The organism is Bacillus sp. G1(2015b), from assembly GCF_001482475.1.
Lineage (GTDB): Bacteria > Bacillota > Bacilli > Bacillales > Bacillaceae > Bacillus > Bacillus safensis.
The window spans coordinates 97,761-110,489 of sequence record NZ_LKIC01000026.1 but is presented as its reverse complement, the minus strand read 5'-3'; the positions used below and the strand labels follow the sequence as shown (position 1 = coordinate 110,489).

The window sequence follows — 12,729 nt, the reverse complement described above, 5'->3', positions numbered from 1 at the left end:
TTACCATTGTATAGGTATGAAAGCGGTTGCTTCATACTCATAAATTTGATAATCTTTTTTTTCAATGCACCTATGGGAGTGCATTGGATGAAAAGAATAGATAAATGTAAACGGTTTATTTGCAGGGGGAGGGGCTTATGTTAACGTTTGTTGGATTGTTGATTATTTTAACGATTGTTGTGCTGCTGATTTGGGGGAAAGCAAGTCCAATTGTCGCCATGGTCATGGTGCCTTTAATAGGGGCACTCATCGCGGGATTTGGGATCAATGACATTCAAACCTTCTTTGAGGAAGGGATTATCAAAGTATTGCCGGTGGCGACCATGTTTATCTTCGCCATTTTATTTTTTGGCATTTTGCAAGATACAGGGTTCTTTGAACCTGTAATTAAAGCTTTAATCAAGCTGACAAAAGGAAATGTTGTCACAGTTGCAATGGGAACTGCTTTAATTGGGGTTATCGCACACTTAGACGGAGCAGGGGCTACGACCTTTTTATTAACTGTACCTGCACTGCTTCCGCTTTATAAAAAATTACATATGAGTCCTTATTTGCTGCTGTTATTAATCGGGACGAGTGCCGGATTAACCAATATGATTCCATGGGCCGGACCGACTGGACGGGCAGCAAGTGTCCTAAATATGGATCCCTCTGAACTGTGGGTGCCACTCATTCCAATTCAGCTCATTGGCGTTGTGCTCGTATTAGGGATGGCATTCATTTTAGGAAAAAGGGAAGAAAAACGAATTCGGGTGAAAATTGCTGCAAATGAAATAGCTGCGGTTCAACTAGAAGGTGCAGATTGGGATCGTGCCATTCAGTCTATTAGTGAAACGGGAGACGCCTCTTTAAAGCGTTATCATCTCATCTGGGTCAACCTCATCCTATTTGTATCTGTTGTCGTGCTTCTCGTGTTGAACGTGATTCCTGCTAGTTTTATGTTTATGATTGGCCTGTCACTGGCACTATTGATTAACTTTCCGAATGTGAATCTGCAAATGGAAAGAATTAAGGCACACGCACCTAGTGCGCTGATGATGGCGGCTGTCATTTTCTCCGCAGGGTCATTTTTAGGAATTCTTGAAGGCACGGGGATGCTGAAAGCCATTGCTGTGGACAGTATTCACATTTTACCAGCCTTCTTGCTGCCATTTTTACATATCATTGTTGGGCTGCTTGGGGTGCCGCTGGATATGCTGACAAGTACAGATGCCTATTATTACGCCCTTCTGCCAATTGTTGAATCCATTACATCTGAAGTTGGCGTACCAGGCACTTCTGCGGCATATGCCATGATGATTGGGAACATCATCGGAACCTTTGTCAGCCCGCTTGCTCCCGCTGTTTGGCTCGCTGTAGGTCTTGCAGGGGTTGATATGGGGAAACACATCCGCTACTCTTTCTTTTGGATGTGGGGATTCAGTATTATCCTTCTGTTCGTGGCGATGCTGATTGGCATCATTTAAAAAGAAAGACATGCGCGGATATGCGCATGTCTTTTCTATCATTATGAAGGATATTCACTTGTGTGAATGTCTGTATTCGGCTTTCTAATAAGAGACATTAATCCAATGATAAACAATAGAACCATTGGAACGAATGCAAGGCCAACTGTTCCAATTAAAAGAGTCACAGCAGAAACCAAGAAAAGAATACCTGATAGCACGGCACGGCGGTCAGTTTTCAAGAAAATCACACCAACAATCGACAGCACAGCCGCAATTGCGGAAACGACCATGAACTGAGTACCAAATGCATGAACCGAAGCCTGAAGCGTTTCGATCGGCAATGTTTCTCCTTCCTCTTTTAACACTTCATTGATTTCATCATAAAAAGATGGACCCACAGAAAGGATTAATGCCCCAAACCCAACACCAATGGCATTGAGGACAATACTAATAATCCCCATAATTTTTTCACCTTTACGTTTCATCATGTGTAAACCTCCTAAAAAGTTAAATTAACCTGTTTTCACTTCTCGCTTTTGGAAGACGATTAAGGCAATGGCTAAGAAAATAGCCCAATAGATGACTAGGACGATTAATGAGAATCCTAGAGACATACCTTCAATAAAAGTAGGTGTGTCCGCGAAATATTGTGCAGGATCGTTGGCAAACAATAAGTATTTCGCCCAATCAAAGAAGAACATCAAAATGCTTGTGATGGATGCTCCAACAATATAAGCTAACACACTAATCGCAATAGAAAGGGCCTCACTTCTAAATACCGTTGAAATGGCAAAAGAAAGTGTTCCTAGTACAACAAACATAGCACAATGTGCCAAATAATATGACACCATATTTGTAAGCTGAGATTGTTCAATGACTTTACCATTTTGATAGGACAAGTACACATAATCATGATTAAGTCCAAAGAAGATCGCACCTAGAATAAATGACAGGATAAATAGGACCGCGATCAGAAATAGAGAGTAAAGTTGAACGGTAAAGTATTTAGATAAAAGAATTTTCATTCTTGATGGTGGACGGATGAGTAATAATTTAATTGTACCATGCTTATATTCAGCCGAGACAATCGTCGCTGCAATGATAATCACAAATACACCGACCAGCTGAAGCAAATCAGCATTGATCTTCACATAAGTCCATGCATTTTTACCGAATTGATCTACAGGAGGTAAATTATGCTTGATTCGATACTCATTGATTGCTATTTCGCTTTCAAGGGATCTCTTATAAAATCCTATATTATCCTCTTTCAATTCTTCCTTGTTTGCTTTATTGATCGCTTGCAGTTCAGTCTTCCAATCACCTGAAGCTTGATCTTTGTCATTTGTTTTCACTGCAAAGATCAGCGTGGCAACCATACCTAATACAAGAAGCCCAACCATAATCCAAGTACCAATACGATAACTGATCTTCATCCACTCGTTTTGAATGAGGCGAATCATACGTCTGCCTCCTTTTTACCTGTTAAGCTTAAGAACTTATCTTCTAAGGTTTGTTTTTCGATTTTAATTTCGTACAAATGAATAGACGCGCTGCTCAAATGACGAATTAATTCTGGCATTTTTTCTTCTAGCATAGAGAAGAATAAGTACTGCTCCTCTTCTCTTACAGTGACGCCTTCCTCAAATGCACCAATAAGCTCCTGTGCTTCTTCAAGCTCCCCGGCTGCTACCTTCATTCGATAATTAACCAAATCATCCTGCTTCGTCTCAGCACGCTGATCCTCAATGGCAACTAGCTTTCCTGTTTGGATAATTGCAAAGCGATCACACATCAATTCCATCTCTGACATGAGGTGACTTGAAACAATAACAGCCAGCCCTTCTTCCTTTGCGAGCCTTCTCAAGTAATCTCGTATCATTCGAATCCCCTCAGGATCAAGTCCATTGGTTGGTTCATCTAAGATTAGCAGTTTCGGTCTATGTATGAGTGCCTGCGCAATGCCCAATCGCTGTTTCATTCCTAATGAAAATGTACTCACACGTTTATGTTTCACATGCTGTAAGCTGACTAGCTCTAACAGCTCATCAATTCGCGCTTCATCCACTTTCCCATTCATTCTGGCAAAGTGAACAAGATTTTGTCTTGCCGTTAAGTGATTATACATTTCTGGGTTTTCAATAATGGCACCGACATCTTGGATGGCATGCTGATAGGAGGTTTGAATACTATGACCATTAATCAGAATGTCACCAGATGTAATGGGAGAAAGACCGACCATCATACGAATGGTTGTTGTTTTCCCTGCACCATTTGGTCCTAAGAAGCCAAAGACTTCGCCCGCTTGGACAGAAAAGCTCAAGTCTTGAACAATCTTTTTCCCGCGAATATGCCTAGATACATTATGCAGTTCTAAAACGTTCGTCACGTTACCTCTCCTTCTTTGTCTAAGTATCATCTATCATTCTATTTCCTGATAAACACCATGATCCGTCAAAAATAGAAATACACTTCCATATGGTACAGCAATGCCCAAAAGTTGTGAAGGGGATTAGCCAAAATTTAGCGAATCATCTGCCTTTTTTAAGGTAGGGTTAAGAAAACTGCGGATTTTTATGTGAAAAGAGGCTTGATTTTTTAAAAAATGAACCTTTTTCAACAGGTATATATGTATGGAATTTTGTTTGAGATTATTCCTTTCACCTATAAATAAAGAAAAGAGGCCTCTTACAGCCTCCTTTCATACATTATATCTTCTTCACAAACTCTGATTTTAATTTCATTGCGCCGAAGCTAGGGATTTTACAATCAATGTTATGATCGCCTTCCACTAAACGAATGCCTTTGACCTTCGTTCCTATTTTCAAAACGGATGAAGAACCTTTTACTTTTAGGTCTTTAATAACAGAGACCGTGTCCCCATCACTTAACAGGTTCCCATTCGCATCTTTGACAACAAGCTGTTCCTCTGCCGCTTGCTCTTGTTCAAGTGACCATTCATGCGCACACTCAGGACAAACCAGCAGACTGCCGTCCTCGTATGTATAAGGTGAGCTGCACGAAGGACAATTCGGTAGATTAGACATTTTTGTTTCCTCCAACTTTCTACATCATTTATATCGATTTTACCACATTTCTCATAGAAGGAATGTGATAGAAAAGGAAACATTTTTCACCTTTTACTTTTTTATTCCAAATTCTAACAAAGCTGCGATATTCCGAGCTGTTCTCTCTACATGAAGATTTGCATCGCGTATCGCCTCAGAAAGAGAGGTAATACCTGGAACAATACTAAAAAGTGCATCAATTCCATGATCATGTACGACTGCACTGTCTTTTGAAAGAGAGCCTGCGATGGCAATCACGGGTAGATTATACTGCTTCGCTGCTTTGGCTACGCCGATTGGCGTTTTTCCATAAATGGTCTGCCGGTCAATTCGGCCTTCTCCCGTAATGACAAGGTCTGCCTCCTTGATGATGTCATCAAAATGAACAGCTTTCAGCACAATATCGATTCCTCTTTGCAAATCGGCTTTTAAAAAGCCTAATAAACTCGCACCAAGTCCTCCAGCCGCTCCTGCCCCTGCTGCATCTTCAAAGGATACATTGAACTGCTTTTCAGCTACTCGTGCAAAATGAGCTAGGTTCTTGTCTAACACTTGAACCATTTCTTCATCTGCTCCCTTTTGAGGGCCGAAAACGGCAGACGCTCCTCTCTCACCTGTTAAAGGATTATCCACATCACAAGCCGCCTCCAGCCGGACGGATTGCAGTCTTGGATCGAGTCCAGATAAATCAATTGAAGCTAATTGATGAAGTGCCCCGCCGCCTGACGTCAGTGCATGTCCTGTTTTATCAAGGAAAGCTGCACCTAATCCTTGCATCATTCCAACACCGCCATCATTTGTTGCACTTCCGCCAAGCCCAATGATCACATGCTTCGCTCCTTTATCCAGCGCTGCAAGTATTAATTCACCAGTTCCTCTCGATGTCGTCCATAACGGATTACGTTTTTCTCGCGGAACAAGGTGTAATCCAGAGGCTGCAGCCATCTCTATGACAGCAGTCTGACTGTCTCCTAACATGCCAAAAAAAGCATCCACAGGCTCACCAAGCGGGCCCGTGACCACTTGATGAACAATGTGCCCGCCCGTCGCATCAACCAACGATTGAACAGTTCCCTCTCCGCCATCTGCCATTGGCAGTTTGATATACTCTGCGTTTAGTAAAATAGAACGAAATCCTCGTTCAATGGCACATGCTGTCTCATAAGCAGACAAACTTTCTTTAAATGAATCTGGTGCGATCACAATTTTCATCCTATCAGCCCCTCATTTCTTATCATGTCCTTTAGCCAAACAGCTGGAAAACGCCAAAAATAATGGTCGATACAACGGTTAACGTCAAACCGATTAACGATTCAAAAGGCATGAGCTTTAAACGCTCTTTAATATCCATTTGAACACTTCCTGCTGTTGCATGGAAAAAGCTCCCGTGCGGCATATGGTCAAGTACTGTTGCGCCAGCATGAATCATGGCTGCCCCTGAAAGAGCAGACACACCAAGCCCAATCAGTGTTCCGCTAAACACACCACTCGCTACCGCCGTGCCAGCTGTTGTCGAAGCAGTAGCGGCTGACATAAATATCCCTGAAGTTGGTGCAAGTAAATATGGAGGTAAACCCGATGCTTCAAGTGCCTGAATAAACACATCTTTTAAGGAAGAATTCGATACGATTCCTGCTAATGTACCTGTCCCTAATAACATAATCGCGACACCTGACATTTTATGAAGCCCCGACATCGCATAATCATTGAGAAATTTCCCTTTTTTCATGAAAAGAGCGCCTACAATCCCTCCAATTGGTAAGGCGATCATTGGATCTATATTGATTTGAAAAAGCGGCCTTAAAGCCAACAATAAAATGGTAACCAGCGGACCAGCCAGTGCTTGAAAAAAAGCAGGTATTTGAACTTTACTTTGCCCGGTTTCCTCTTCAAGAACAGGTGTCCCTTTGTTTGCAAGCTTTTTAGCTAATACATATGTAACCGCCAGCCCGAACACAGCTGGAATGACACCTGCAGCCATCATTGAAGTCAGAGGTACACCAAAAGCATCTGAAGCGGCAATGGCATTCGGATTCGGTGACATGATATTTCCTGCCTTCCCGCCTCCAATCATAGCAAGAAGAATTCCCGTTTTTGAGAGCTTTGCGCGTTTGGCAATGGCTAGTGCAATGGGCGCTACCGTAATAACCGCAACATCTACAAAAACGCCCACTGTTGTTAAAATCATCGTTGCAAGTGCGAGTGCTAATAGTGCCCTCGCCTCACCAAGCCTTCTCACGATGGCCTCAGCGATCGATAACGCTGCACCCGACTCAATGAGAACACCAGCCAGTACACCTGCCGCCATAATTCTAAGGACAGCTGGAATCATGTCTTTAGCACCTTCCATCATGACGTTGACGGTCTGAACAATATCTACACCGCCAACCAAGCCACCTATAAATGCACCTGCCAGCATGCCATAAGCAGGTGATACTTTTTTTAGAATGAGAACAATCGCGATCACAAGCGCCGCCATGGCTCCCAAAGTACTTACCGTTACATCTCCACTCATCCTCAATCCCCCTAAAAATATCTTTCTCCAATTGTAAGCGTTTACCCAAAGGGATTGTGTTGTGAATCTGGATGAACTTTTTTCATTTATCACTCTACTCAATTGTGCATTTGCACAATCAAGATAGTTGATTCATTAGCTGCGCCATATAAAGCTCGATTAACTGTTTTACATGACGAGGGTCTTTTCCGGTCAATTCTTGAATTTTGTCTAAACGATAACGCAATGTATTCCGATGAATAAATAAACGATCAACAATGCTCTGCAAATCACCGCCCTCTTCAATGTAAACCCTTAATGTATGGGCGAGCTCTGCTTCTTGTGTCAGCGGCTTGTAAAAGTCAGTCCATCGACTTTTCTTTTCAGCAATTCCCGCAATCATGAATAAGCTTTCCAGCTGATAAGACTCAAAGAAATACATACTTTCTTCCGGATCAAGAGCTTTCCCTAATCTCAGGGCTTCTCTCGCATGCTGAAAAGAAATTGGCAGCTGGCTGATGTCGTCAGCGACAGTCCCTACCCCCACTAGCACTTGGCCTCCTATTGCTCTTTGCATTGTTCTTTGCAGATGACCTGCCACCTGCTTTAATTGATGTTCAGGTATGGAATGACTTAAAAGAATCAATTCATGACAAAAGGTCATACCAAGTAAATCATCCGCCTTCTTATCATATTGAATCGCATGCATCAATTTATGGACAGCATCCTCTGAGGATGGAACTGGCTGAAAAACAATAGCCCTTCGGCGCTTGTCTAAATCCATTCCCAGCCAAGCAGCTCGATTTTTCAGCTGGTGATCCCCAACATCAGAATATGAAATCAACTGATTGACAATTTCACTCTCTATTCGATGACGCCATTGAACCCGTTCGAGCAGAAAAGATTGCTCTAACACCAGTTCAGCTGCCATCTTCACCAGCTCGGCATGATGCCGAATGTCCTCTGGCTCACCAGTAATCCCAATCACACCAACTATTTGTTCATGAAAGCAAATAGGCAGGTTGATCCCGGGTCTCACTCCTTCTAAGCGCAAGGAGGTCTCCTGGTTAATTTCCACACTGTTCCCGCTTGTCAGAACAAGTCGTGCACCATCATGTTTCTGGCCAATCCTGTTTCTTTCACCAGAACCAATAATGACACCATCTGCATTCATCACATTGATGTTTTTATGTAAAATATGCATCGTACGTTCAACCATTTCTTGAGCCAATTCTCTGGTTAAAAATTGCATGAGTCATCTCTCCTGAAGGTGTTTTCATTCAATGTATCATAGTGTCTTTGAACAATAAATGCAAAGTGTTTAAAACCAGCCATTGACAAAGACACCCTAAAAAGTGTTTAATCAAATCAAAGACCGACCGACAGTCTAGTTAAAAGAAAGGATGCCCTTATGAGAACCGTTAAACATCCTGAGGAACGTAAAAATGACATATTAAACGCAGCAGAAGCGCTTTTTTCAACCAAAGGCTATCAGAAAACAACGATTATTGACATATTAAAAGCCGTTGGCATTGCAAAAGGCACCTTTTATTACTACTTTGCATCCAAAGAAGAAGTAATGGATGCCATTATTGACAGGATCATCAAAGAAGATATCATCGTGGCAAAGCGTATTGCGGCTGATCCAGACCTTCCAGTCGTTGACAAACTATTTCGTATCATCATGGCGCAATCACCTCAGCAAGGAAGCCATAAACAGGGGATGATCGATCAGTTCCATCAGCCTTCTAATGCAGAAATGCATCAAAAAAGCTTAATTAAAGCCATTAAAGAACTATCACCAGTGTTGGCAGATGTCATTCAGCAAGGTGTAGAGGAAGGGACATTCAAAACGAAGTATCCGCAAGAGACGGTTGAATTCCTTCTCGCTTCTGCACAGGTCATATTTGATGATGGCCTGTTCCAATGGACAGCCGAAGAAAGTATACAACGCGCTTTAGCTTTTATCGATATACTTGAATCCTCATTGCATGCAGAAAAGGGTAGCTTTTCCTTCTTGCTGAAGCGATTATCTGGTGAGCAGGATGAAAATAATCAGTGATTGGTCACTTCAATACCAATCCTGCATACATTATAGACTGACGGTCGGTCTAAAAGGAGAGTGATATTTATGAATGGATTATTCAAAAGAGATTCATCTCACTTTATCTACCTCGTTCTCGGACAGATTATTTCCGTTTTCGGATCTTCTCTCATTCGATTTGTTCTATCTTTACATGTGCTGGATATGACACAACGAGTTGATTTATTTGCCTTACTTTTCGCTTTATCCAATATCCCGTTCCTTCTCTCCCCATTAGCTGGTGCAATCGCTGACCGGTTTAACAGAAGGAACTTGATGATTTTATTTGACGTCCTCGCCGGCATCATGATTCTTGCTTTTTATTTCTGGTTATTATCTGGAAATGATTCACTCTACATGATAGGAGCTGTCATGATACTTCTTGGTGTGATGAGTACGTTCTATGCACCTACTGTGATGTCCAGCATTCCACAGCTAGTGAAAGAAGATCAATTAGAACAAGCGAACGGCATCGTCAATGGCGTTCAGGCACTTTCAGGTGTTCTCGCACCTGTTATCGGTGGTGTTCTATACGGAATGATTGGAAGTCAATTCATTATAGGTGCCAGTGCCATCGTATTTTTCCTATCTGCGTGCATGCTCTTACGATTAAAAATACCCTTCTCCTCTAGTCCGCTGACAGATTCTATGGGCAAAGTGCTCATAAAAGATATGAAACAAGGATTTTCTTATATCGGCAGCCAGCCGTTTCTAAAAAGAACCATGCTGCTTGCTGCAATGTTAAATTTCATCCTTACACCATTTTTTATCGTAGGTGGCCCAATCATTTTAAGGGTTACAATGAAAACCAGTGACATCATGTATGGAGTAGGAATGGGCTTGATTGAGTTCGCTGTCATCGCAGGTGCTCTGCTAGTTGGACTCGTAGCGAAGCATTGGCGCATTCCTACTTTATATCGCTGGATGCTTGTCATCGCCATCATCCTACTGCCTGTGGCGTTCTCAACATCGACTATGGCTCTACAATTTGGCACTTATCCAGCTTATTTTCTCTTTTTAGCAGGATGTCTTCCAATTGCTATGCTGCTTACAATGATCTCGGTCGTTGTGATATCACATATTCAAAAGAAAACTCCAAATCAGCAATTAGGAAAAGTGATGGCCAATCTAACAATGGTTTCTCAATGTGCAGTTCCGCTTGGTCAAATGATGTATGGGTTCTTGTTTAATACGTTTTCAGCCAACATGTATGTGACTGTGTTAATCGTCAGTGTTTTCATGTTTGCCCTAGCCTACCTAACAAAAAATATGCTTCAACATGAAGGGGAATCAGCCTCATGAGATTCGCCTTTATAAAGAAAGACTTAACCCGCCACCGTCTTATTTCAATTGGTTTAACTATTTGCATCATGATGACTTCATTTCTCGCAGCAAGTGCCGCTCAAATGACAGTACAGCTGAATGGATCCATTTCTGGCCTGCTCCATTCTGCTAAAGCGCCAGACTTTGTCCAAATGCATGACGGCGACCTAAATGAAAAAGACATTGAAGCATTTTCAAGTAAGCAGTCCATGGTAAAAGCTCATCAAATCGTCCCTATGATACCAATTGAACATGCAAACATCAGGTTCGGACATGAGCCTGCCAAAGCAGGTGTGATGGATCATTTATTTGTGAAGCAAAATCGCAATTTTGATTTTCTTTTAAATCAACAAAACGAGAAGCTCATTGTCAATAAAGGTGAAGTGGCTGTCCCAATTTATTTTCAACAAAAGTATCATCTCAACATAGGTGAAACATTACTGATTGAGAAAGGAGCTAATCAATTCACCTTTCGCATTAAAGCGTTCTTGCGAGATGCACAAATGAACCCCAGTCTAGTCAGTTCAAAAAGATTTCTTCTTCATAACGAGGATTGGGACGCAATAAATCAAGTGTTTCAACAAAAAGAGTACTTAATCGAATTTTTACTGCATGATGCCGCGCAGACAGATGCTTTTCAAGCAATCTATCAATCATCACAGATGCCACAACAAGGCCCAGCTGTCACACTGCCTTTGCTGCGCATGCTGAACGCATTGACAGATGGAATGGTGATTGCCATTCTTTTGCTTGTTTGCCTGCTGCTCATTAGTATAGCCCTTCTCTCACTCCATCTTGCTATGACGGCTTCTATAGAAGAAGATGAACGTGAAATTGGCATACTGAAGGTACTTGGGATTCCTTTAACAAAAATTAAGCAATTATACGTTGGAAAGTATGCCGTGCTTGCTTGTGCAGGATGTATAGCAGGCTATGTGTTAACACTTATATTTGGTGATATGTTTACGGCCAATATTCAGCAATACATGGGGAGTCAGCCTTCTTTTATTCATTTGTTAATTCCGCTTTTTGTTTCTATTGTTACGGCAGTGATCGTCATCTCTTGCAGCTATGCTGTCCTAAGAAAGTTTGGTCAAATATCAGCTGCTCAAGCCCTTCAAGGTGGTATCCATTCATCGAATCATAAGAAAAAAATACCTATGCACCTCAAGAAAAGCAGGTTCATACCGATCCATCTTTGGCTTGGTTTAAAAGACCTGATATCACGAAAGAAGTTGTACACAACGATTACTTGTATTATTGCACTTTGTACATTTTTAATGCTGATGCCTATTCAGCTATGGCATACCTTACAATCACCGAATTTCATCACATACCTTGGCTCTGGTAAAAGTGACCTCCGAATTGATATACGCCAAGGAAATCAACTAACGAAAAATACAAACGAAATAGAATCAATGATTCGTGAAGATCGGAGCATTCAAACAGCAGCCATCTATGAGACTGCTTCTCTTCAGGCGAAATCAAAGGAGAATTCATTAGAAACGCTCTATTTAGAAACAGGTGAGCTCTCAGCATTTCCCCTCACCTATTTAAAAGGGCGACAGCCTTTAAAGAATGATGAAATTGCCTTATCCGTGTTAAATGCAGATTCACTTCAGAAAAAGATAGGAGAAAGAATCACTCTCGTAACTAACGGTCATGAAACCCAAAGAACAGTGACAGGTATTTATCAGGACGTCACCAATGGAGGCAAAACAGCAAAAGCAATATCACAGCCATTTCCTCAATCAGCTCTTTGGAAAACCATTCAAATCCAACTAAAACCAGGAGTAAATATTGCAGAGAAAAAGGCGATATTTGAAAAAAAGGTATCTCCTGCAAAAGTGACAGATATGAAAGAATACGTTCATCAAACGATCGGCAACACAGCAGCTATCGTAAAAGTCGTTGCATTTTTTGCTACATTAGCTGCTTTTGGGACCGCCAGCTTAATGCTGTTCATGTTCTTGCACATGTTAAAAGCGAAAGATTCAAGCCGGAACAACATGTTAAGAACAATTGGGTTTTCTATAACAGATATAACAGCACAATATATAACAAGTTTTATCGTTGTTCTCTCTTTTGGTGCCTTTATTGGAACAATCGCGGTCAATACAATTGGTCCTGCTTTGATGAGTGTCGGTGGAGCTTCATTAGGTGCGTCGAGCCTTCAGTGGCTGTCATCGCAATGGGTGTCGGTTGTGTATCCACTCATACTATTTATTGTCAATTTAGCTTTGATCGCCTGGTTATTGAAGACGTTTTTTTCTAGCCAAACGACAAGGCATACACTTTAATAAGGAGTTGTTT

The 12,729-nt window shown here is 41.6% G+C and carries 11 protein-coding genes; 4 read left to right on the top strand and 7 right to left on the bottom strand.

Going from position 1 to position 12,729, the window contains the following annotated elements; genetic code table 11:
- Positions 1-137 precede the first annotated feature (137 nt).
- A complete protein-coding gene (locus AMR95_RS12115) occupies positions 138-1,466 on the top strand; it encodes a CitMHS family transporter (RefSeq protein ID WP_058838401.1) in 1,329 nt (442 codons plus the stop codon).
- Between the two features lie 41 nt (positions 1,467-1,507).
- Here the strand turns inward: AMR95_RS12115 and AMR95_RS12110 are convergent, their stop codons facing one another.
- From AMR95_RS12110 to AMR95_RS12080, 7 genes are all read right to left on the bottom strand, one after another.
- The gene (locus tag AMR95_RS12110; RefSeq protein ID WP_039182706.1) at positions 1,508-1,936 is read right to left on the bottom strand and encodes a DUF4064 domain-containing protein; all 429 of its coding nucleotides are present in this window, start codon (positions 1,934-1,936) and stop codon (positions 1,508-1,510) included.
- A gap of 24 nt (positions 1,937-1,960) precedes the next feature.
- The gene (locus AMR95_RS12105) at positions 1,961-2,911 is read right to left on the bottom strand and encodes an ABC transporter permease subunit (protein WP_058838400.1); all 951 of its coding nucleotides are present in this window, start codon (positions 2,909-2,911) and stop codon (positions 1,961-1,963) included.
- Positions 2,908-3,837 carry an ABC transporter ATP-binding protein gene (locus AMR95_RS12100; protein WP_082672235.1) on the bottom strand — a complete coding sequence of 310 codons (930 nt, stop codon included), beginning with the start codon at positions 3,835-3,837 and terminating at the stop codon, positions 2,908-2,910. Before AMR95_RS12100 ends, AMR95_RS12105 begins: the two co-directional genes overlap by 4 nt.
- A gap of 319 nt (positions 3,838-4,156) precedes the next feature.
- A complete protein-coding gene (locus tag AMR95_RS12095) occupies positions 4,157-4,495 on the bottom strand; it encodes a zinc ribbon domain-containing protein YjdM (RefSeq protein WP_024423969.1) in 339 nt (112 codons plus the stop codon).
- 93 nt (positions 4,496-4,588) lie between these two features.
- A complete protein-coding gene (locus AMR95_RS12090) occupies positions 4,589-5,728 on the bottom strand; it encodes a glycerate kinase (protein ID WP_058838398.1) in 1,140 nt (379 codons plus the stop codon).
- Positions 5,729-5,759: 31 nt separating this feature from the next.
- The gene (locus AMR95_RS12085; protein WP_058838397.1) at positions 5,760-7,031 is read right to left on the bottom strand and encodes a GntP family permease; all 1,272 of its coding nucleotides are present in this window, start codon (positions 7,029-7,031) and stop codon (positions 5,760-5,762) included.
- Positions 7,032-7,149: 118 nt separating this feature from the next.
- Positions 7,150-8,262: a CdaR family transcriptional regulator gene (locus AMR95_RS12080; protein ID WP_058838396.1), complete on the bottom strand. Its 1,113-nt coding sequence runs from the start codon at positions 8,260-8,262 to the stop codon at positions 7,150-7,152.
- A 159-nt stretch (positions 8,263-8,421) separates the two neighbouring features.
- Here AMR95_RS12080 and AMR95_RS12075 point away from each other — a divergent pair, with 159 nt between their 5' ends.
- The 3 genes from AMR95_RS12075 to AMR95_RS12065 all read left to right on the top strand — a co-directional run bounded on the left by AMR95_RS12075 (position 8,422) and on the right by AMR95_RS12065 (position 12,716).
- Positions 8,422-9,072 carry a TetR/AcrR family transcriptional regulator gene (locus tag AMR95_RS12075; RefSeq protein ID WP_058838395.1) on the top strand — a complete coding sequence of 217 codons (651 nt, stop codon included), beginning with the start codon at positions 8,422-8,424 and terminating at the stop codon, positions 9,070-9,072.
- A gap of 69 nt (positions 9,073-9,141) precedes the next feature.
- Positions 9,142-10,395 (top strand): MFS transporter, encoded by a 1,254-nt coding sequence (locus tag AMR95_RS12070; protein WP_058838394.1) that lies wholly within the window; start codon positions 9,142-9,144, stop codon positions 10,393-10,395.
- A complete protein-coding gene (locus tag AMR95_RS12065; RefSeq protein WP_058838393.1) occupies positions 10,392-12,716 on the top strand; it encodes an FtsX-like permease family protein in 2,325 nt (774 codons plus the stop codon). Before AMR95_RS12070 ends, AMR95_RS12065 begins: the two co-directional genes overlap by 4 nt.
- The last annotated feature ends 13 nt before the right edge of the window (positions 12,717-12,729 follow it).